Source organism: Chitinophaga niabensis (assembly GCF_900129465.1).
GTDB lineage: Bacteria > Bacteroidota > Bacteroidia > Chitinophagales > Chitinophagaceae > Chitinophaga > Chitinophaga niabensis.
This window is the reverse complement of the sequence record NZ_FSRA01000001.1, coordinates 2,406,216-2,427,338: the sequence shown is the minus strand read 5'-3', so window position 1 is coordinate 2,427,338 and position 21,123 is coordinate 2,406,216. Positions and strand designations below refer to the sequence as shown.

General features: G+C 47.1%; 18 protein-coding genes. 12 read left to right on the top strand and 6 right to left on the bottom strand.

Annotated features, from left to right (window positions below; translation table 11 throughout):
- Window positions 1–7 precede the first annotated feature (7 nt).
- The 6 genes from BUR42_RS09380 (at window position 8) to BUR42_RS09355 (ending at window position 8,728) form a co-directional block, all read left to right on the top strand.
- Complete coding sequence (locus tag BUR42_RS09380; protein WP_074238978.1) at window positions 8–1,582, top strand: RagB/SusD family nutrient uptake outer membrane protein; 1,575 nt, start codon at window positions 8–10, stop codon at window positions 1,580–1,582.
- Between the two features lie 168 nt (window positions 1,583–1,750).
- Window positions 1,751–2,449, top strand: coding sequence for a ferritin-like domain-containing protein (locus tag BUR42_RS09375; RefSeq protein ID WP_074238977.1), 699 nt, complete (start codon window positions 1,751–1,753; stop codon window positions 2,447–2,449).
- Between the two features lie 15 nt (window positions 2,450–2,464).
- Window positions 2,465–3,307: a ferritin-like domain-containing protein gene (locus BUR42_RS09370; protein WP_074238976.1), complete on the top strand. Its 843-nt coding sequence runs from the start codon at window positions 2,465–2,467 to the stop codon at window positions 3,305–3,307.
- A 154-nt stretch (window positions 3,308–3,461) separates the two neighbouring features.
- Window positions 3,462–6,713 carry a S41 family peptidase gene (locus tag BUR42_RS09365; RefSeq protein WP_074238975.1) on the top strand — a complete coding sequence of 1,084 codons (3,252 nt, stop codon included), beginning with the start codon at window positions 3,462–3,464 and terminating at the stop codon, window positions 6,711–6,713.
- Window positions 6,714–6,969: 256 nt separating this feature from the next.
- Window positions 6,970–8,025 (top strand): sensor histidine kinase, encoded by a 1,056-nt coding sequence (locus tag BUR42_RS09360; protein WP_074238974.1) that lies wholly within the window; start codon window positions 6,970–6,972, stop codon window positions 8,023–8,025.
- Entirely contained in the window at window positions 8,012–8,728 is a 717-nt protein-coding gene (locus BUR42_RS09355; RefSeq protein ID WP_074238973.1) for a LytR/AlgR family response regulator transcription factor, read from the top strand. Before BUR42_RS09360 ends, BUR42_RS09355 begins: the two co-directional genes overlap by 14 nt.
- A 401-nt stretch (window positions 8,729–9,129) precedes the next feature.
- Here BUR42_RS09355 and BUR42_RS09350 read toward each other — a convergent pair whose 3' ends face one another.
- A complete protein-coding gene (locus tag BUR42_RS09350) occupies window positions 9,130–10,395 on the bottom strand; it encodes an aspartate kinase (RefSeq protein ID WP_074238972.1) in 1,266 nt (421 codons plus the stop codon).
- A gap of 145 nt (window positions 10,396–10,540) precedes the next feature.
- On the opposite strand from BUR42_RS09350, the gene fbp reads away from it, so the two are divergent.
- The 5 genes from fbp to BUR42_RS09325 all read left to right on the top strand — a co-directional run bounded on the left by fbp (window position 10,541) and on the right by BUR42_RS09325 (window position 14,096).
- Window positions 10,541–11,548, top strand: a complete 1,008-nt coding sequence (gene fbp, locus BUR42_RS09345; protein ID WP_234979642.1) for a class 1 fructose-bisphosphatase — start codon at window positions 10,541–10,543, stop codon at window positions 11,546–11,548.
- Between the two features lie 61 nt (window positions 11,549–11,609).
- Complete coding sequence (locus tag BUR42_RS09340) at window positions 11,610–12,137, top strand: CAP domain-containing protein (protein WP_074238971.1); 528 nt, start codon at window positions 11,610–11,612, stop codon at window positions 12,135–12,137.
- A gap of 77 nt (window positions 12,138–12,214) precedes the next feature.
- Window positions 12,215–12,982 carry an ABC transporter ATP-binding protein gene (locus BUR42_RS09335; RefSeq protein ID WP_074238970.1) on the top strand — a complete coding sequence of 256 codons (768 nt, stop codon included), beginning with the start codon at window positions 12,215–12,217 and terminating at the stop codon, window positions 12,980–12,982.
- A gap of 5 nt (window positions 12,983–12,987) precedes the next feature.
- A complete protein-coding gene (locus tag BUR42_RS09330) occupies window positions 12,988–13,518 on the top strand; it encodes a YfiT family bacillithiol transferase (protein ID WP_074238969.1) in 531 nt (176 codons plus the stop codon).
- A gap of 14 nt (window positions 13,519–13,532) precedes the next feature.
- The gene (locus BUR42_RS09325; RefSeq protein WP_074238968.1) at window positions 13,533–14,096 is read left to right on the top strand and encodes an NUDIX hydrolase; all 564 of its coding nucleotides are present in this window, start codon (window positions 13,533–13,535) and stop codon (window positions 14,094–14,096) included.
- Between the two features lie 20 nt (window positions 14,097–14,116).
- On the opposite strand, the gene BUR42_RS09320 is transcribed toward BUR42_RS09325, so the two are convergent.
- The 3 genes from BUR42_RS09320 to BUR42_RS09310 form a co-directional block, all read right to left on the bottom strand.
- On the bottom strand, window positions 14,117–15,406 hold the full coding sequence (locus tag BUR42_RS09320; RefSeq protein ID WP_074238967.1) for a bifunctional folylpolyglutamate synthase/dihydrofolate synthase: 1,290 nt from the start codon (window positions 15,404–15,406) through the stop codon (window positions 14,117–14,119).
- Between the two features lie 8 nt (window positions 15,407–15,414).
- The gene (locus tag BUR42_RS09315; RefSeq protein ID WP_074238966.1) at window positions 15,415–16,905 is read right to left on the bottom strand and encodes a DUF5723 family protein; all 1,491 of its coding nucleotides are present in this window, start codon (window positions 16,903–16,905) and stop codon (window positions 15,415–15,417) included.
- Window positions 16,906–16,977: 72 nt separating this feature from the next.
- Entirely contained in the window at window positions 16,978–17,865 is an 888-nt protein-coding gene (locus BUR42_RS09310) for an energy transducer TonB family protein (protein WP_074238965.1), read from the bottom strand.
- A gap of 132 nt (window positions 17,866–17,997) precedes the next feature.
- Here BUR42_RS09310 and BUR42_RS09305 point away from each other — a divergent pair, with 132 nt between their 5' ends.
- Window positions 17,998–19,233 carry an MFS transporter gene (locus tag BUR42_RS09305; RefSeq protein ID WP_074238964.1) on the top strand — a complete coding sequence of 412 codons (1,236 nt, stop codon included), beginning with the start codon at window positions 17,998–18,000 and terminating at the stop codon, window positions 19,231–19,233.
- A 2-nt stretch (window positions 19,234–19,235) separates the two neighbouring features.
- Here the strand turns inward: BUR42_RS09305 and BUR42_RS09300 are convergent, their stop codons facing one another.
- Both BUR42_RS09300 and BUR42_RS09295 read right to left on the bottom strand, forming a co-directional pair.
- On the bottom strand, window positions 19,236–20,531 hold the full coding sequence (locus BUR42_RS09300; protein ID WP_074238963.1) for a radical SAM family protein: 1,296 nt from the start codon (window positions 20,529–20,531) through the stop codon (window positions 19,236–19,238).
- A 1-nt stretch (window position 20,532) separates the two neighbouring features.
- Complete coding sequence (locus tag BUR42_RS09295) at window positions 20,533–21,123, bottom strand: hypothetical protein (RefSeq protein WP_074238962.1); 591 nt, start codon at window positions 21,121–21,123, stop codon at window positions 20,533–20,535.

Sequence of the window (21,123 nt, the reverse complement as noted above, 5' to 3'; positions counted from 1 at the left end):
AAAGATCATGAAAAAGCAATTATACATAGGGATATTGATCATAGCAGCTATACTGCCGGTATCCTGCACCAAGAACTTCGACCGCTTCAATACAAATCCTAACGAGCTAACAGATTCGTTATTAAAATATGATTATAAATACGTGGGCGCATTTATTCCCGGTATGCTCACAAGCCTGTATAGTACGGTAGACTGGCAATACCAGTTACAACAAAATCTGAATGCTGATCTCTATTCCGGTTTTATGGGTATTCCCACACCCTTTAACAGCGGAAAGAACAATTCCAATTACTTTATGATGGATTGGAATAACTGGCCTTTCAAAGTGGCTTTTGATAATGTAATGAGTGGCTGGAAACTGGTGAAGGACAGGGGAGAGAAAACACGCCCTGACCTCTATGCGGTAGCTACCATTATCAAAGTAGCTTCCATGCACAGGGTAACGGATGTGTTTGGCCCTATCCCTTATTCGAAATTTGGCTCCGGAGGTTTTTCCACACCATACGACAGCCAGGAAAGTATTTACAAAGCTTTCTTTGCAGAACTGGACCAGTCCATTCAATCCCTCACCACTTTTGATAAAACCAATCCCGCCGGCAAAGCGCAGCTGAAACCCTTTGATCTCCTCTTCGGCGGGGAGTATGGGGATTGGATCCGGTTTGCCAATTCGCTGAAACTACGCCTCGCCATGCGCATCTCCTTTGTGAATGAAACATTGGCGAAGCAACAGGCGGAAGCAGCGGTGAACAATGAGTACGGTGTGATAACAGATAATAAGAAGAGCGCCATGGTGCGTTCCGGCAGCGGCGTTACGGTAAGTAATTCCCTGTATGTGATCAGCCAGGAATATAACGACATCCGCATGGGCGCATCCATGGAATCTTTCCTGAAAGGATACAACGATCCGCGGCTGAGTGCTTACTTCCGTGCAAGCGGTATGCCGGGCGGAGGGTTCCGCGGGATCCGGAATGGTATTGATATCAAAGCCAAACCGGATTATGAGAAGTTCTCTTCATTGAACATAGAAAGGAGTACACCTATCCGTGTGCTGGCTGCATCTGAAACTTATTTCCTCCGTGCAGAAGGTGCTGTAAGAGGCTGGAATATGAAAGGGGATGCAAAAGCTTTGTATGAAGAAGGTATCCGTACTTCCTTTGCACAATACGACCTTGGTGATGCAGGCAATTATCTCAATGATGCAGCCAGCAAACCTGCTGCATATACAGATCCGGTGAATGCATTGAACAATGTAGCAGCGAATGCACCTTATCTCAGTACTATTACGATCCGCTGGCAGGATGCAGATAATTTCGAAACAAAGCTGGAACGTATCATTACACAGAAGTGGATCAGCCTTTATCCTGATGGAGAAGAAGCTTGGGCCGAGTTCAGGAGAACAGGTTATCCTAAATTATTTCCAGTGGTGGTAAATTACAGCGGAGGCAGTATTCCCGGTTTTATTAATCGTTTACCATTCCCCCCGGATGAATATAAGAACAACAAAGATGAAGTTACAAAAGCGGCCGCTTTATTGAATGGAGCTGATAATGGAGGTACCCGCCTATGGTGGGGCAGACCCTGAGTTATGCTTATGAAACCCCTGGAAGGCCGGATATTTATCCGGCCTCTTTTTTTTATAACAGCCATAAAATATTTTTAGTTGTTGAAAACCAAGCGATCTGCTTTCACGTACATGACTATGCAACCATATTTTAATACACTTCTTTTAAACCCGTAAAATCGAATCCTTATGGCTGATCAAATTATTGTTCCAAAGGAACAAGATGACAATGCTATGCTTTCCCCCAAAGGGCTGCAGCGTAGAAAATTCCTTACCATCTTTGCCGGAACAGCAGCCACAGCAGCGGTTATTGCCGGTTGTTCAAAAGATAGTAATAACAACGATGGTATCAATCTTGGCAGTGGGGATATAGGGATCCTCAACTATGCCTATGCACTGGAACAACTGGAAGCAGCCTTTTATACTAAGGTGATCATGAGCCAGTATACCGGTATTACTGCAACAGAGCTATCGCTGTTAACGGATATCAGGGACCATGAAATAGCGCATCGTGAGTTCTTCAAAAATGCATTGGGTGCTAAGGCAATACCTGGTCTGGAAGTGAATTTCGCGGCTATCGATTTCAGTAAAAGAGATGTAGTGTTAGCCACCGCAAAAACCTTTGAGGACCTTGGTGTTTCTGCTTACAATGGTGCAGGTAAGCTCATTACAGACCCTGCTTACTTAGCACTCGCCGGTAAGATCGTATCTGTGGAAGCACGTCATGCAGCTTTGATCAGAGACCTTATCAGCAATGGATCTTTTGCTGATAACACCGTTGTAGATGCAAACGGGCTTGATAAGGCCAATACCCCCGCAGCCGTACTGGCCGCAGCATCCGGCTTCCTCAAATCAAAAATAAACGGCAGTAATCTTCCTACTTCATAATTAAAATCCACCATCATGAATATCCATCACATTATAACTGAATTGGAAAAAGCAGACCCGGAAGTATATGAGCGGCTGGATTCGAGAAGAGGCGTGATGAAAAGTTTTGCGAATATAGGCGGTAAACTGGCGCTGGCTGCACTTCCGTTCGCACTGGGCAGCATGTTTAAAAAAGCATATGGTCAATCTGCCACTACTATAGTTGGGGTGCTGAACTATGCATTAACACTGGAATACCTGGAAGCTGAATTCTATACGATGGGCGCAGCTGCGCCAGGCCTGGTGCCGGCAGGCGCTCCCATGGGAGCTATCACCACTATCCGTGATCATGAGAATGCACACGTTACTTTGTTGAAAAATACGATTGTTGCATTGGGCGGTACGGCAGTAGCTAAACCTACATTTGATTTCTCTGCCGGTAATGGTAGTGGCAACGGGCCTTTCAAAACAGTGTTCACTGATTACGGATTGTTCCTGGCAGTAGCGCAAACCTTTGAAGACACCGGTGTAAGGGCCTATAAAGGGCAGGCAGCTAATTTAATGTCCAACAATGATGTATTGACTGCTGCATTGAACATCCACTCTGTGGAAGCAAGGCATGCTTCACATATCCGCAGTATGAGAAGGGTGAACCTCAGTAACCCCGCCATCAAACCCTGGATCACCGGTAAAGATACCGGCGGCATTGGAGCAGCAGTGCAGGCAAGCTATGATGGAGAGGAACTGACCACGCAGGCAACGATCAACATCGTTAATATTAATGGGCAGGCTGTTAGTGTGAATGCAGCAACAGAGGCCTTTGACGAACCTTTGACCAGTGCCCAGGTACTGGCTATTGTAGACCCGTTTATTGTTTAAGTTTAATAAGAGGTCCCCGGCCTTCGGGGACCTCTTATTTTTGTTTTTCACCGCCTGTCAATTTATTGGCGGGCAAAGTGCATGTAGCTAAGGATTTTTGGTATATTTTGCGACACTGCCCATTGCAGCACAACAAAATATACCCGCAACGCTTATGATACATAGCATAATCCGCCTGTCCATCGGCGCTTTCCTCGCCCTTGGCCCTATAACCACCCAGGCACAGACAGAGACGAAACTCTTAAGGAACCCCGCAGTCAGTGAAAAGCACATTGCTTTCATGTATGCCGGCGATATCTGGATCGCTAACCGGAATGGATCCAACCCTGTTAGATTAACGGTGAATCCTTCCTTTAAGCAGGACCCGTACTTTTCTCCCGATGGCAAATGGATTGCCTTCACCGGCAACTACGACGGGAATAACGATGTATACGTTATCTCAGTAGATGGCGGAGATCCCCGCCGCATCACCTGGCATCCTTTCCGCGATGCGGTAAGAGGCTGGGTAGATAATGAGCATATCCTGTATGCCTCCGGTGCTGAATCTCCTACCGGCAGAACCACCCAGTTATATACCGTGAGTACCAAAGGCGGCCTCGCTACGGTACATGCTAAAATACCTGAAGCAACACAGGGGGCCGTTTCTCCTGACGGTAAGTTCACCGCTTATATTAAGAACCCCGATCCTACAGAAGGGGGTGCTACTTACCGCCCTTTTAAAAGATATCGTGGTGGATATATGCCTAAGATCTGGATCTTCAATCACGCCACTAACCAGGTAGAAGAGATCCCGGCGGCTAATTCCAATAACGTGCGCCCGGTATGGGTAGGAAAGAGTGTGTACTTCCTCAGTGATCGTAACCATACTATGAACATCTTCCGGTATGATACAGATTCCAAACAGGTAACGCAGATCACAAAATATAATAATGAGGATGTAAAGACCCTCACTACAGACGGTAAAACGCTCGCCTTTGAACAAGGTGCCACCATTCACCTGCTGGATGCTGCATCCGGCAAGGTTACCGATGTAGCCGTGAACATCCGTACAGACCTTCCTTACAAACGCCCGCACCTGGAAAAGATAGCGAACTTTGAGAAGGTGAATATTTCTCCTACCGGTATGCGTTTGTTGCTGCAGGGCAGGGGAGAGATCTTCTCCGTACCAAAAGAAAAAGGGGATGTACGCAATATCTCCAATTCACCTGGTACGCATGAAAGAGAACCAGCCTGGTCTCCTGATGGTAAATGGATCTCTTATGTTTCGGATGCAGACGGTAACTATAAACTGGTACTGCGCGATCAGAAAGCAATGGATAAACCGGTTGAAATAGAACTGGGGAAAACCGTTTATTATTTTGGCCTCACCTGGAGCCCTGACAGTAAAAAGATCTTCTACAGCGATGCGCATTTCAATCTCTATTACATAGATGTGCAAAGCAAAAAGATCGTACATATAGATACGAACAGTAATGGTTCCATCCCGAATGGCAGCGCGAATGTGTTTGCACCGGCCTGGTCACCGGATTCCAAATGGATCACCTATCTCAAAACCAGCGCGAATGGTTATGATGCGGTGTACCTCTACAGCCTTGGATCAGGTAGGTCAACTCCTGTTACAGATGGTATGAGTGATGCGGGCAACCCTACATTCAGTGCAGATGGTAAATACATTTTCTTCCCGGCCAGCACCAATGCAGGTATGGGTCTCAGCGGGCTGCATATGCAAACATATGACCGGAATTCTACCAACAATGTGTATGCGGTGCTCCTGGCTAAAAATACCCCTACCATCTTCACGCCGGAAAGCGATGAAGAAACGGTAAAGGAAGAAAAGAAGGATACGGCAAAAACAGCTGCCGCCAAGCCCGCTGCCGCTAAAGAAGAAACTACACAGATAGACCTGGATGGTATTCAGAACAGGATCATTGCACTGCCCCTGGGCAGCGGCCAGTACAGAACATTGAATGGTAAGGTAAAGGACAAACTGTTCTTTATTTCCGGTGATGAAGTACGTTACTACGATCTGAAGGAACGCAAGAGCGAAACATTTGCAAAAGGCAATGGTTTCATCATTAGTGCTGACGGTAAAAAGATGCTGCTGGCAGTAAATAACGGGTTCCATATTGTGAGTACAGACCGTAAGCCATCTGCCGGAGAAGGAAAGGTAGATGTTTCCGCTGTAAGCATGATGGTGGATCCTGTGGCAGAATGGAAGCAGATCTTTGATGAAGTGTATAAGATAGAAAAAGACTTCTTCTATGTAAAGAATATGCACGGGGTAGACTGGGATGCAAACAAAAAACGTTATGCCGCACTACTGCCTTATGTTAGCCATCGCTCAGACCTCAACTACCTGTTGAATGAAATGATGAGCGAAATGGTGGTAGGGCATAACTATGTAGGGGCAGGGGATATGCCCGGCGGCCCTGTAGTGCCCACAGGTATGTTAGGCGCAGATTTTGAGATCAGCGAAAACAAATACCGCATTAAAAAGATCTACAGCACACTTTCCTGGAATCCTGAGCTGAAAGCTCCACTGTCCGTTCCCGGCCTGAACGTGAAAGAAGGAGCGTACATCCTTTCCGTGAATGGCCGCCCGCTGGATGGAGATATCAGCATCTACAGCCTGCTGGAAAATACCGTGAACCGCCAGGTGGTATTGAGGGTGAACGATAAACCTTCTGAAACCGGTTCCTGGGAGATCATCGTAGAGCCCGTGGATGCAGGCAAAGAATCTGAATTGCGTAAGATGGACTGGATAGAAGGTAACCGTAAAAAGGTAGACAAACTGAGCAATGGCCAGATCGCATATGTGTATATGCTCAACACCGGGCAGGAAGGTTATACTTTCTTCAACCGTTATTACTTTGCGCAAACAGATAAACATGCTTTACTGCTCGATGAACGTTTCAACGGCGGAGGTTCCGTAGCAGATTACGTGGTAGACCTGCTGGACAGGAAAGTACTCAGCTACTGGGGTGTAAGGGACGGCAGGAGCTTCACTACTCCGGGTAATGGTATCTATGGTCCAAAGGCCATGCTGATCAATGAATATGCAGGTTCCGGCGGAGATATGATGCCCTGGATGTTCCGGCAGAAACAACTGGGTAAACTGATCGGTAAACGTACGATGGGCATCCTGGTGGGGATCAGCGGATATCCTACTTTGATAGATGGTGGTTTTGTTACTTCCCCGAGTTTCGGGATCTATGATACAAAAGGTAACTGGATCATTGAAAACGAAGGTACCACTGCTGATATTGATGTGGAGCAAACACCTGCTGACGTGATCGCAGGACGTGATCCGCAACTCGAAAGAGGGGTGCAGGTATTGCTGGAAGAGTTGAAGACCAACCCTTATAAACCAGTACCTAAACCGGCTGATCCGGTGAGGATAAAATAGTTTATTTATAAAGGGGTTGAACAATTGTTCAGCCCCTTTTTCATATATTTGGGTATACCTTCCCATAGTTATAATACTATTTTCACTCCCTTCACATAGGCTTCACCTTCGGTTCTCCTTCGGTTCAGGTTCGGTTCACCTTCGGTCGGCCTTATTGGTTAATATAGTACCATTAAGCATGCTGTATGGCCAAAGGAAACCTCCCTTTAAAGGTTTTTAACAGCATTCATGTCATTTTTAACGATTTTTGAAGCCAATGAAGAGAGTACTGTTACATGTATTGTTTTGGGTAGCCTATACCCTGCAGGATGCACTCATGGAATATACCTGGACAGCTTCCCAACAGCCTGGCTTTACGGAAAATGCCCGTTTTCTCATGGCCATACATGCGGCAGTAGTGGCCACTTTACCTAAGCTGATCTTAACGTATTATGTCCTGTACGCCGTTATTCCACAGGTATTAAAAGGACGTAATATGGTATGGATCGTTGTAAAAACGGCCATCATGTTATGCATCACACTTGTATTGTACAGGCTGGTCTTCAATTACTACATCTTTACTGTTATCTATAACAATACCATTAAAACAGCCCCCTTGTTCAAACTAAGCCGCCTGCTGCTGGGCGTGATGGACGTTGGGTTTGTAAGTGCCACGGCGGTGGCCTTTAAGCTGATCAGGATGCAGCTCTCTGCCAAAGAAAGGGAAAAGGACCTGATGAAAGAAAAGCTGGAAACAGAATTGAAATACCTGCGTAATCAAACCAATCCGCATTTCCTTTTCAATACGCTGAATAACATTTACGCACTGGCCCGGAAGAAGTCAGACCTCACGCCGGAGATAGTGATGAAGCTCTCCAAATTACTGCGGTTCATGTTATATGAATCCGGTAAAGGGCGCATTACCCTTGCAGAGGAAATGAAAATGATGGACGACTACCTGGAACTGGAAAAGATCCGGTACAATAACCGCCTCAATATTGTATTTAAGAAAGATATTGATAATGAGCAGTATCCCGTATCCCCGCTTTTGTTACTGCCTTTTGTGGAAAATGCCTTTAAACATGGGGTGAGTGAAACCCGCTTCGATTCCTACATTCACATGGAGATCCGTTTGCACCAGGGTTTACTTACATTTATCATAGAGAATAATAAGGAAAATGAATCGCCGGGCAGTAAAGACAAGATAGGGCTGGAGAATGTAAGGCGGCAGCTGGAACTGATGTATAAGGAGCATCAGCTGCTGGTGTTCAATGAACCGGCTGTGTTTAAAGTAGTGCTTACCATTAACCTGGATAGTCATGCAAAAATTTAATTGCATCATAGTGGAAGATGAACCGCTGGCAGCAGAAGTGCTCAGCGATTATATCCGGCAGGTGCCTTTCCTGCAGCTGAAAGGTGTTTGTATGGATGCCATCTACGCCATGGAGGTATTACAGGGAGAGCATATAGACCTCATATTCCTCGATATTCACCTGCCTAAGCTCAAAGGGCTTGCTTTCATTAAAGCACTGAAAAATCCGCCCCAGATCATCATTACATCCGCTTACCAGGAATATGCATTGGAAGGATATGAACTGAATGTAGTGGACTATCTCTTAAAACCCATTGAATTCAGCCGCTTCCTGATGGCAGTGAATAAAGTGCGCCAGCAGGCGGTACAGCCAATTGTGATGCATTTACCGGCTACCGGCCCCGCAGAAAGGGCTTACCTGTTCTTTAATGTGAGTAAGAAGAAAGTGAAAGTATACCTGGATGAAATACTCTATATAGAAAGCCTGAAGGAATACATTGGCATTACTACCCGCCAGAAGACCATCCTCACCAAGTTCCAGCTGGGTGAGATAGAAGACCTGCTGGCGAAGAATAATTTCCTGCGCATCCATAGGTCTTTCATTGTAGCTAAGGATAAGATCGATGCCTTCACCGCCACAGATATTGAGATAAATGGCAAACCTATCCCTATAGGAAGAAGTTATAAAGAACTGGTACTCCGCATCCTGGATAAGACCCCGTAGTTTCCTCCCTATCAATAACACACATCTCCCCATGAATGCTGCAATACTGTAGCAAAGCGGTATCAATTGGCGGGAAAGCACTTCCCATAGAATAAGCAAATGCTGTAAGCAGTTACACGATAAATTTATGTGCAGGATTAAATTATGCTTATGAGATAGTAATACTTACCATGGAGCGTTACGGCGAGGCATGTGGATGACACCAAAAGGGTGCCTGGTCTGTAGCGCTCCTTTTATGCTTTTTCGTTAAACAGTGAACCATTTAGCCAGAAAAACCTTTTCGGTAAGGGATACGCAATGGATTTGGCGTGATGCTCAGAGAGGAGTATTTTTTCCATAAGTCGTTGAAAATTATGTTCGCGCTATTCCCCCATTCATTTGTGTGTCCCTTGCCGGTGAGGTTATTTCATGATCAGTTGTACAGTACTGTCTGAACGTTGCTCCAGCAATATCTTCCGGCCTTTTGTTAACTCTTCCAGCAGCCCGTTCTTGAAATGCCTTACCGTTAACAGTTCCAGCCCTTCGTTATAAGAGATCTTGAAGCCTGCATGTAATGCTTTGATCAGTAACTCTATCTTCTCCGGGTTGTTGTCTATACAGCAACTGAAGCTGATGGCAGCGTTCTGTGTCAGATTGATCTTTACTTTTTTATCGTGGAAGATCTCGTAGATATCGCTGATCTTATCCTCAGTGATAAAATCATATGCACGGGAGGTAATGGTGATCAATACCTGGTTCTTTTTCAGGATGATGAGCGGAGGCAGTTTGCGGCCGTCTGCATCCCCTTTGATCACAGTGCCGGGGAGGTCTTTATCCAGGAAACATTTAACGTATAAGGGTATTTGTTTGTTCTGTAACGGTTTGATGGTTTTAGGGTGGATCACCTGCGCACCATAATAGGCCATTTCAATCACTTCATTGAACCCTATCTCCGGTATATTCACCGTATTGGGGAAGAGCTTGGGGTCTGCATTCTTCAGGCCCTCCACATCTTTCCAGATGGTCTGGCTTTCTGCGTTGAGGAGGTTGGCGAAAACGGCGGCGGAATAATCACTGCCTTCCCGGCCCAGGGTAACGCTTTCGTTCTGGTCTGTACTGCCAATGAAGCCCTGTGCTATCACAATGTCTACGGCATTGAAAAGAGGCAATACCTTCTCATTCACCTGGCGCTGCGTTACTTCCCAGTCTATATTCGCATCGCGGAAGTTATCGTCCGTACGGAATACATCCCTTACATCCAGCCATACGTTAGTGATGCCAACCTGATTGAAGTAGGCGCTTACGATAGCAGTGCTCAGCAATTCACCGAGGCCCACCAGCTGATCATAGTAATAATCATAGTTACGGAGCGGTTTTTCTCCCAGCGTCCATTCAGCTTCCGTGAAGAACTGCTGCAATTGCGTGAAGAGGGGATGCTCCTTTGTGCCAAGAAGGCTTTCTGCCACCTGCAGGTGATGTTGTTCTATGTTATAGAGCAGCTGGGAGGCTATCTCACGTTTACGCATGAAGAAATTCTTCGCTACATTTTCCAGCTCATTGGTTGTTTTACCCATGGCTGATATCACGATGAGCAGTTTATCGTCCGGGTAAGCCTGGATGATCTTGCCTACCTGTTGTATGCGCTCAATAGTTTCTAAACTTGCGCCGCCAAATTTGAAAACCTTCATAAGGAGAATCCTGTTCTGTTAAAAAATTGTTTGGCAAAGTACGGCAACTTTAGAATTGTTTAAAAATCTGTTTCTTAAAAAATGACAGTTTGCTAAATATTCGTACCGTTTAGCTTAATTTAGCGCACCCAAACCTAACACGTATATGAAAATGAACCAACGAGTGATGACCTTGGACGAGTTTACCATTCAGGAATTGCGGAACTACCCTGGCGCAACCGGACAGCTTTCCGGGCTCCTGCGGGATATAGGGCTGGCCGCTAAACGTGTGAACGTTGAAGTAAATAAGGCCGGTATCGCGGATATCCTGGGAGAAGCGGGCAAAACCAATGTGCAGGGCGAATCTGTTAAAAAGCTGGATGAGTTTGCCAATGATCAGCTGATCAGCTCCCTCCAGACCAGTATCTATTGCTGTGGTGTGGCTTCTGAAGAGAATGAAGAGTTCATTTCCTTTGACGATGAGTTCTCCCGGAACTCCAAATACGTAGTGTTAATGGACCCGCTTGATGGTTCCGGTAATATAGACGTGAATGTGTCCATCGGTACTATCTTTTCTGTTTACCGCCGCTTAACCCCCAATGGGAGCTCCTGTGAGCTGGAAGACTTCCTGCAGCCCGGCAGCCAGCAGATAGCGGCAGGTTATATCATTTATGGTTCTTCTACCATGCTGGTATATGCTACCCGCAGAAGTGTACAGGGCTTTACGCTGGACCCCAGCATAGGCGAGTTCTGCCTCTCTCATCCCAATATGAAGGTGCCGGACGAAAGCGATATCTTTTCCATTAACGTTGGTTACTATCACCTGTACGAGAAAAAGGTGCAAAAGGCTATTGACCATTTCATGGCAAAAGATGCTACGGAAAAGGTCTACCGCCACCGTTTCATTGGCTGCATGGTGTCTGAAATACACCGTACCCTGGTACAGGGAGGTATTTTTATGTACCCGGCCTTTGGCAAATATGCACAGGGGCGTTTGAGGCTCTGTTATGAATGTAACCCCATGTCCTTTTTGATGGAAAAGGCTGGCGGGCTGGCGTTTTCAGATGGAAATCAACGCTTACTGGATATTAAACCTACTGAACTGCATCAACGTATACCCATCTTTATCGGATCTAAAAAGCTGATCGAAGAGGTGCTTCCCATCATCCGTTAAACTTTTGGCGCGATATTGGATCAAACAATTTTCTCTATTAGTTAATCGTTTATAGAAAACTATGTTGAACCAGCACTTTTTTAAGATCCTTTTTTTCTCTGCAGCGGTGATTGTTGCCTCACAGGCAAGCGCTTGCAGCAAGTCCGTTTCCGGCAACACTTCCTCCGCCAGTTCAGTAAGGAATAGCGGTGATGAAGAACAAGACATCCTGTTCTATGTGAACAAATTTCGTAAGTCGAAAGGTCTGGCCCCTTTATCCCTCAACGAAACACTGAGCTTGGAAGCCCGCAGCCACAGCAAATCAATGGCTAACGGCCGCACCGGCTTCGGGCACGATGGATTTGAACAACGTATAGACGACATTTCCAAAAAACTGGGGCGTGTAAGCGCTGCAGCAGAAAATGTTGCCTACGGGAATTTAAGCGCGGAAGCAGTTGTGGATGGCTGGATCAAAAGCCCCGGCCACCGGAAGAACATGCTGGGTAATTTTAACCTGATAGGTATTGGCACAGCAAAAGGTAAAGGAAATATCGTTTACTTTACACAGATCTTCATCAACAAACCCGCCGACAGAACGGCATCCAAATAACAGCTTACTAACTATTTATTCAGGCAGAAGAGACGCATGTAATTGCGTCTCTTCGCTTTTTATAGTAAATTGGCGGCATGGAAAAACGCAAGATCATCGAGGTGAAGGACCTGGTAAAACAGTATGGCGACTTCACCGCCGTGAAGGGGATCAGCTTTGATGTGTATGAGAACGAGGTGTTCGGCCTGCTGGGGCCTAATGGTGCCGGGAAGTCCACCACTCTGGAGATCATTGAAACCCTCCGGCAGAAAACGTCCGGCACGGTGATGGTGGATGGATACAACCTGGACGAAGACCCGGAAGCGATCAAGAAGATCATTGGCGTACAGTTACAGACTGCGGGTTATTACCCCGGTCTCAACCTGGTAGAGCTGATAGAGATGTTTGGCGGATTGTATAACAAGAAGGTGGAACCACGCGCTTTACTGAAGGAGTTTAACCTGGAAGACAAGGCCGGGGCTAAGTTCAAATCCCTCTCCGGTGGCCAGAAACAACGTTTTTCCATCGCTACCACCCTGATCAATAAACCCCGTATCATATTCCTGGACGAGCCCACCACCGGGCTGGACCCGCAGGCCCGCCGCAATCTCTGGACACTCATCCAGCAGGTGCGTGCCCAGGGCACTACGGTAGTGATCACCACACATTATATGGATGAAGCAGAGTTCCTCTGCGACCGTTGCGCTATTGTAGACAGTGGAGAGATCATTGCCCTGGATTCCCCGGACGCTTTGATCGATCAATTGGTAGCAGGTGGTTTTGAAAGGAAGAAGGAAGTGAAGCAGGCGAACCTGGAAGATGTTTTCATCCATCTCACAGGTAAAGATCTCCGCGAAAATTCATAAGATATATGGAAGATTTACGCTTTCCCATCGGCCCCTTTGTTGCACCAGCTATGGTGAACGCAGAGATGCGCAAAAGACTGATCAACGATATCCGTTACCTGCCCTCGCTGCTGGAGATAGCAGTCCAAACACTGGATGCCCATCAGCTGCAAACCCCTTACCGCCCCGGTGGCTGGACGGTTGCACAGGTAGTACACCATGTTGCAGACTCACATATGAATGGTTTTACGCGGGTTAAGCTGGCACTTACAGAAGATAATCCTACTATCAAACCATACGACCAGGAAGCCTGGGCGGAACTGGCAGATGTGCAGTATACACCCATCAACGTGTCCATCACTTTACTGCATGCATTACATGCACGCTGGGTGTCCGTGCTGGAACATATGGAGGCAAAAGACTGGGACCGTACCTTCTTTCATCCCGGTAATAATGCCTCTTACGATCTTTCAACGCATTTAGCCAATTACTCCTGGCATGGTTTACATCATCTTGCTCATATTGAGCGCCTGAAAGAACGCGAAGGCTGGAAGTAGTTAATTCGAATTATATGGAATGGAAATTATTATCATCAGAATACCTGCATAAAGAACCCTGGTTAACCGTAAGGAGGGACAAATGTGTTTTGGCAGATGGCAGAATTGTTGATCCTTATTATGTATTGGAGTATCCGGACTGGGCCAATGCAATGGCCGTAACAGAAGATAATAAAGTGATCCTGATCCGGCAATACCGGCATGCTGTGGGTAAGGTACTGCTTGAAATACCAGGGGGTGTGATAGATGCAACAGATGCTTCCCCTGAAACAGCGATGAAGCGGGAGCTGCTGGAAGAAACGGGGTATGCTTTTTCGGAGGTACACAGCCTTGGTGCTGTATCACCGAACCCTTCCGTTAATACCAATCTCACACATATGTTCCTTGCATTGGGCGGTAAAAAAGTGCAGGAGCAGCAGTTAGATCATAATGAAGAGATTGAAGTGATCCTGGTGGATGTAGCGGAAGTGGAACAGTTGCTGAAGGATCACCAGTTCCTGCAAAGCCTTCATGTGTCCTGCCTGTTCTATGCGCTGCAGAAGTACAGGGAGCTTAAAGCAGTAGTACTGCCGGGATAATATATGCCCGTACAGGGAGCTTAAAGCGGCACTTCTCCCACAATAAACACGCTCCCGCATACCAGCACCATATCATCCTGCGAAGCATGTTCCTGCGCAGCTTTATAAGCTGCTGGAACATCAGCATAAGCATTACCCTGTAAACCTACCGCATGTGCTATCTGTATGAGGTCTGTTTCCTGCATGGCACGGGGGATCTGTGCTTTGGTGAAATAGTAGATAGCATCAGCAGGAAGCTGTTTTAATGCCGCTTCCACATCTTTATCTTTTACAAACCCTATTACAATATGCAGGCGTTTGTAGGACACTAAGCTCAGTTGTTCCAGTATGGCCCTGATGCCGGCTTCGTTATGCCCCACATCCAATACGGTATAAGGATGTTCTTTCACCACTTGCCATCTGCCTCCCAGCCCTGTAAGCTGTTTAACTTTGGATAAAGCAATAGTGAGGTCTGTGGTGCTGATCTTCCAGCCAGCCTGCTGCAGGATCTGCACGGCGCTGAGTACACCTAATATATTCTTCTCCTGGTAATGGCCGGGGAGATCTAATACGAGGGGATAGGATTTTTTATTTAACACATCTTCTACTGTGATCTTTAAAAGCGTTGTGGAAGGTTCATGTGCTGTGATGCGCCAGTCCTGGTCCGCAAAACGGATCGGTGAATGGCGGAGGTCTGCTGTTCCTTTAAATACCTGCACTACTTCTTCCTGCGTTTCACTGATCACTACGGGAACATCCGGTTTGATGATGCCTGCTTTTTCAGCGGCGATCAAAGGCAGGGTGTCGCCCAATATGTTCATGTGATCATAACTGATATTGGTGATCAGGGAGAGGATGGGGGTGATGATGTTGGTACTGTCCAAACGGCCGCCCAGCCCGGTTTCTATAATAGCAATGTCCACCTTCTGCTGTGCAAAGTATTCAAAGGCCATGGCTACCGTTACTTCAAAGAAGGAAGGCTGGATGGTGTTCATGGACGACCGCATGCGCGCTACAAATTGTATCACATCTTCTTCCGGTATCATTACGCCATTGATGCGGATGCGTTCCCGGAAATCATGGAGGTGAGGGGAGGTGTACAGGCCCGTTTTATATCCGGCCTGTTGAAAGATGGCGCTGAGCATATGGCTGGTAGAGCCTTTGCCATTGGTGCCTGCTATATGTACGGATGGGAATTTTGTTTCAGGATGTTCCAGTATGCCGCATAATTCGCGGATATTGAGCAGGTCGTTCTTTAATGCGGAAGCGCCCACTTTGCTGAACATGGGTAACTGCCCGTACAGGTAATCGATGGTTTGCTGATAGTTCATATGCCTTGCTATGGTACACTCGGACAACCAAGGTTGTTCCTCCGTTTACGGAAGATGCCTCCGCCGCCTTTATCCCAGCTGCCTCTGTTAAAGCGGATGGGAATTATGCGCAAAGCTACGAATACATCCGCATGATTCACGGTGCTGCGTGCAAGGTTTGAAAACAAACTGGCAGAGCCTATCACCAATGGGCCGGCACGTAATCCAAACCCTGCATCTGCCTGCCCGTAACGGTTCACGGAAAAGGGCAGATAAACCCCCAGGTGCTGCGTTTCATAACGGGGTGTTACCAGCAGTTGTGTCAGCGCATTCGTTTTATGATCGTCCTTCTGGCCGCCCAATAAACCGATCGTAGCGCTGGCGCTTACAAAAAAGCGGCCGTCGATATTATAATCTCCCATTAAGTTCAGGGAGGTGGGGAGGTTCATGTAGAATTTATCTCCTGCATCCGAATCCACATGTGCAAACTGTGTGCTCATGCGCCTGGCGTATTGGGAAATGCTTTCACCTTTCCTTTTTTCCAGCAGGTAGGCATCATAATCCTGTACCCGCAGGTCCAGGTTGGCTGCGTAAAGGGATTTGGTATAGCTGATACCGCCAATGTCTACAATGGAAACGCCTATCCTTGCTTTCCATGTATCGGCATCGGGGTTCCAGGTATCGTCTTCGTAATAACTGCCAAAACCATCAGAATCAGGGCGCCATTCGTAGATCACGCCAATATCCGCGCCAATGCCGGGGTTTTGAAAAGGGCTGTAGAGGGTGCCAAAACTGCCATCCCAGGCATCCATTTCAGCATTGTAAGCGTAGTTCAGTTTTCCGCTATTGATATCTACCCGGCTTCTGCTCTCAAAAACAAAAGACCCGTCGCGGCCTACAGCATATCCTGCAGCCTGCCCGCCCAGGTATTTTAAGGTGATGCCGCCTTTCCAGCGGTGATCTCCTACATCTTTAAACACTTTCGCATAGGTAAAGCCGAATTCATTCCATGCCTGGCCGTAAAAACCGCTATATTCTTCCGCTATTGTACGGTTGTACATACGTGGATTAGGGTAGTTCAGGCTGAAGAAATTAGCAGTGGACGTATGCATATTCCCGCCGTTGAAAGAAGCCCGTACCCTCCATGTGAAAGCAATAGACTGGCTTTCATTGATGGAATAAAGGGCGGAGGGCATCATAATATCCACACTGCCCCAGGCATGTTGCAGATTTTTGGAAAGTGTATCCGGGAACCAGTCCACAAACCTTTTCAGGGAATCGCCGGAAAGGAGGGAGGCTTTGTTGAATTTGATGTAAGTGTTGCCTGCTTTGGCATCCGCGCCAACGATGTTCACATCCCAGCGGTACCTGCTGCCGGCTGCACTGGCAGGGTTGAAAGGAACGGCATGTATACCGGCGTATTGGCTGGTGTGATAACCGGGAAATGTCTGCGCCTGTAAAGAGGCCGCAGTTAATAATCCCACTATCAGCAGTAACAAACTGTATCGCTGTTGCACCATAGATTTAAGTCCTGGGAATGATAAATAATAACGGGAATCCGCACGGAATATTCTGTACGGCCTGTTATCTTATTATTGAGCTTTGAAATAAAAACGGATGGGACCGAATTGTTCTTCCGGTGCATCCGGGCTGGCATTGTACTTCAGACGTTTTGCGGCATCAATGGCGATACGGATCGCCTGTGGGTTGTTGATGGTGGAATTTCTTATGGTATAGGTTGCATTGGTCACATTTCCATCCCTGTCAACTTTGATGTTTACAGCTACATAGCCGGTTTCGTTCCCATCCCAGCTAACAGCAGGGCGGTTCACCAGGCTTCTGCCCCTCATGTTGAAGTCAGAAGCGCCTCTTCCTGCACCAGGTGTTCCGGTATAACCTGTTGCATTAGGATCTCCCCCTATCACGCCACGGTCTCCCGGGCGGCCTGTATTACCTTCTCCTGTTGAGTTGTTACTGCCATTGGCGCTGTTTCCGCTGTTGGCACTATTGGAAGTACCGCCGGTGAATACCGCTTTAGGCTTTGGTTTCGGTGCAGGAGGAGTAGGGGCAGGTGGTTGTACGGCTTTGGGCTTAGGTGTTTTTTCCGGTTTTATATCTAAAGTTTTGGCAATCTCTTTTGGTTTAGGGGCAGGTTTAACGGGTTTGGCCACTTCCGGCGCTTCTTCTTCATTCTGTGTGGCTAATTCTTCCGTATTACCTTCCGTTTTGTCCGGCGCAGGTGAGTTTTGCGGAGCAGATGGCACCGGCTGGCTGGCAGCAGGCGGATTAGGATTGAGCGGCTGTTCATCTCCCATACCGTCATCAGATGTACCCAGGTTCACTTCCATGCCCAGGTCCTGATCAGGCAATGGAGGAGGCGCGGAAAAGCCGATCAGGAACAACGCTACTAACAATAACGCATGTACTCCAATGGTTATACCCAGTGCTTTAAGATTCTTTCCTTGTTTTTGATCTGCCATCTTGTTCCAAAGTTAATATTTTTTTGTTACGGGTTATTCTTTATCCTTCAGTGATAATATGTTAAATCTTATTGATCACTTTCCATTTGGTAGTTGATAGATGGATGTTTAGCTTCGATTCCATAATAAATTATGTTCAACCAAACACTATCGCTCTATAAAAGTGCCTATGGTGGTATCTCAAAACCCATATGGTGGCTGGCATCTGTGCTGCTGATCAATCGTAGCGGCACCATGGTAATTCCTTTCTTAACGGTTTACCTCACGTTTGAATTGCATTTTCCGCTGGAACAGGCAGGATTTACCATTACCGTATATGGCATTGGTGCTATAGCAGGGGCTGTGCTGGGAGGAAAATTATCTGATAAGCTGGGTTTTTATCCCATCCAGTTCTGGAGCCTGGTGCTCAATGGGGTTATGTTCATTGTACTGGGCCAGATGCGTACTTTTCCGCAGTTTGTGGTTACCATCTTTATACTGGGTATGGTGGGAGAAGGTTTCAGACCTGCCAACGCTGCGGCAGTGGTACACTACAGCGATGAATCCAGCAGGCTGCGTTCCTATTCCCTCATCCGCCTGGCGGTGAATATGGGCTGGGCAGTGGGCCCTGCTGTAGGTGGTTTGCTGGCCAGTTTCAATTACAGGTTATTATTCTGGGCAGATGGCCTTACCTGTATCGCTGCGGCATTATTACTACGTGCTGTGCTGAAGCCTGTACACGGCCCTGTAAAAAAGGAAGTGAAAAAAGAAGTGGTGAAGGGCAATGGTTCTGCTTACCGGGACGGGCGTTATATTTTCTTTATCATCCTGGTAATGCTGAACGGGGTCTGCCTGTTCCAGATGTTCAATATCGTTCCTGTATTCTTCAAGGAAAAATTCCTCATGTCTGAAGCTATGATAGGGCTGAGTATGTCTGTGAACGGTGTGGCGATCGCGTTGTTTGAAATGATCCTGGTGTATAAGCTGGAGAACAAGCGGCCGGATGTATTGTACATTGGTTATGGTGTGATCATGATGGGTTTCTCTTACCTGTTGTTTAATATCTTTCCGCCTTATGTGTTTGTGGCATTTATTTACGCACTGTCCTTCACACTTGCGGAAATGCTCACGATGCCTTTTATGAATAACTTCTGGATCCACCGGAGCCAGGACCATAACCGCGGGGAATATGCCGGCCTGTATACCGTGGCCTATTGTGTATCCACGATCGTAGCGCCTACTTTAGGGGCATACGTGGTACGTCACCTGGGTTATACGAACTGGTGGTATACAGTGGCAGCCATCTGCGTACTCACATTTTTTGGATTCAGGTTATTGCTGCCTAAGCGTGTGCAAAATGTACAAAACATCCAGGGTGAACCTCACTGATCCTAAGCGTGTGCAAAGTCCATCTCATAGTTCCCATTGATCCTTTCTATGGGCGGGTTGAAATAGCCGAATTTGAGATCGGGGAATTCTTCCCGGATCAATTCGATCATTTGTTTCATACCCAGGCACTCGCCGGTTTCTGTAACGCCGATCTTGCCCAGGTACCAATCCGGATCAATGTTGAAACTGCGCCACTGGATCATGCTTAATCCTGTTTCGCGGATCAGTTCCCTTAGTGCTTCATATTCTTCCACGCTATCCGTCATACCGGGGAATACGAAGTAATTGATGGAGGCCCAGCCACCGTGTTCACGCACTACTTTAATGCTTTCCACGATGTCTCTGAAAGTGTAGTTATTGGGGCGGTAGTAAGGTGTGTAGATGTGTTCACGAACAGAGTTCAGGCTTACGCGGATGCTGTTCAGGCCAACTTTACATAGTTCCCTTACTGCATTTGGTTTACTGCCGTTCGTATTGATATTGATACTTCCCTTGGGGGTATGTTTCCTTATTTCGATAATGGATTCGCGGATGGTTTCCCACATCAGCAAAGGTTCTCCTTCACATCCCTGTCCATAACTTACAATCGGGAAAGGTGCTGTTTCAAGATGCGGCACCGTGAACTCCACGATCTCTGCTGCCGTGGGTTTGAAGGTGAGCCGGTCCTGCGGGGATACGATGGTTTCATCTTCCGGCTGAAAGGAAATGCAGCCCAGGCAATTGGCATTACAGGCAGGAGAAGTGGGGATAGGGCATTCCCATCTGCCGATGAAATAATTCCTGGCGGCAGGGCAGTGATAGGTTAACGCGCAATTATTGGCGAGGTGTTGTACCAGCCTGTTGTGCGGGTATGCTTCCATCATCTGCTCAACGCCACTGTGTACTTTTTTATCATCAAAGCCCGCTGCTTCCTGGCGGATATCATTTTCTATCCGCATGGCGGGTACATAGAACTTATCGTTGTGCCATCCGGCTGCTACATAACAGAACAGCGGCAGGGTAGGAGCATCCGGTGCTGTTTCATATGCCGCGATGTAAAAGGCGGTATGTGCAGGAGGAATGAACGCCGCTACGGCCCAGCCTTTTTCGCAGAGCCGCATATCGCCGGTTTCCACATCTATACCAATACCACGGCGTCCGGGCAGTTCATACAACTGTCCGCCCTGCGGCAATTCTATCCATTCATCTTCGGGGATAGGTACAGCATCCCAGCCACTGCGGCCTACTACGTAGAGAGACGTATCTTCAAAGATATTTCCCTTCCCGTCTGAATACAATATATATGGCGATACGTTCATGTTATGATTGGGTCCGTTTTTCAAAAAAAGTATTCATCTCTGCTGTTTTCAGTGGCGATATTTCATCGAGTACTTCCAGCTGCAGGATCTTATTGTTCTTAAAGTCCAGCGTGAGCAGGTCATTCCGCAAAATTACGTTTTTCATTTCGTTCCATCCGGTCCGGCGGTTGGAAAAGATGCCGGGGAGCGTAATGCCCGTGGTATCAATCTCAATGAAAGAGGGTTGCAGTATCTTAAACTCCGCATAACCGATATAGGCCATTCCTAATCCTGCCAGCAGCATCGTGAAGCCCACAATGGGTTGCAGGTGGGAGAGGAAGTATAAACATCCGCTCATGAGCGTAAAGGCCTGCAGCATGCGCATCAGCGAGTTTGCTTCGCCGAATTTGCGGATGTTCTTCATAATAAAAGGGAAGAAGATGCTGGCCAGCCCCATGATCACAAAAAGCGCCGCAATCAGCCAGTTGGGATCATCCATTTTATAGATGCCGATCACATTAAAAAGGAAAAGGATACCCGCCATGCCATGCATTACCGGCTGCAAACGCAGGCGTGTCATAGCATTGGGATGTAGTATTCTGAGTTTGTACAT

Coding starts and splice junctions, on each gene's coding strand:
- BUR42_RS09380 (WP_074238978.1), top strand. CDS start 8: ATGAAAAAGCAATTATACATAGGGATATTGATCATAGCAGCTATACTG.
- BUR42_RS09375 (WP_074238977.1), top strand. CDS start 1,751: ATGGCTGATCAAATTATTGTTCCAAAGGAACAAGATGACAATGCTATG.
- BUR42_RS09370 (WP_074238976.1), top strand. CDS start 2,465: ATGAATATCCATCACATTATAACTGAATTGGAAAAAGCAGACCCGGAA.
- BUR42_RS09365 (WP_074238975.1), top strand. CDS start 3,462: ATGATACATAGCATAATCCGCCTGTCCATCGGCGCTTTCCTCGCCCTT.
- BUR42_RS09360 (WP_074238974.1), top strand. CDS start 6,970: ATGAAGAGAGTACTGTTACATGTATTGTTTTGGGTAGCCTATACCCTG.
- BUR42_RS09355 (WP_074238973.1), top strand. CDS start 8,012: ATGCAAAAATTTAATTGCATCATAGTGGAAGATGAACCGCTGGCAGCA.
- BUR42_RS09350 (WP_074238972.1), bottom strand. CDS start 10,395: ATGAAGGTTTTCAAATTTGGCGGCGCAAGTTTAGAAACTATTGAGCGC.
- fbp (WP_234979642.1), top strand. CDS start 10,541: ATGAAAATGAACCAACGAGTGATGACCTTGGACGAGTTTACCATTCAG.
- BUR42_RS09340 (WP_074238971.1), top strand. CDS start 11,610: ATGTTGAACCAGCACTTTTTTAAGATCCTTTTTTTCTCTGCAGCGGTG.
- BUR42_RS09335 (WP_074238970.1), top strand. CDS start 12,215: ATGGAAAAACGCAAGATCATCGAGGTGAAGGACCTGGTAAAACAGTAT.
- BUR42_RS09330 (WP_074238969.1), top strand. CDS start 12,988: ATGGAAGATTTACGCTTTCCCATCGGCCCCTTTGTTGCACCAGCTATG.
- BUR42_RS09325 (WP_074238968.1), top strand. CDS start 13,533: ATGGAATGGAAATTATTATCATCAGAATACCTGCATAAAGAACCCTGG.
- BUR42_RS09320 (WP_074238967.1), bottom strand. CDS start 15,406: ATGAACTATCAGCAAACCATCGATTACCTGTACGGGCAGTTACCCATG.
- BUR42_RS09315 (WP_074238966.1), bottom strand. CDS start 16,905: ATGGTGCAACAGCGATACAGTTTGTTACTGCTGATAGTGGGATTATTA.
- BUR42_RS09310 (WP_074238965.1), bottom strand. CDS start 17,865: ATGGCAGATCAAAAACAAGGAAAGAATCTTAAAGCACTGGGTATAACC.
- BUR42_RS09305 (WP_074238964.1), top strand. CDS start 17,998: ATGTTCAACCAAACACTATCGCTCTATAAAAGTGCCTATGGTGGTATC.
- BUR42_RS09300 (WP_074238963.1), bottom strand. CDS start 20,531: ATGAACGTATCGCCATATATATTGTATTCAGACGGGAAGGGAAATATC.
- BUR42_RS09295 (WP_074238962.1), bottom strand. CDS start 21,123: ATGTACAAACTCAGAATACTACATCCCAATGCTATGACACGCCTGCGT.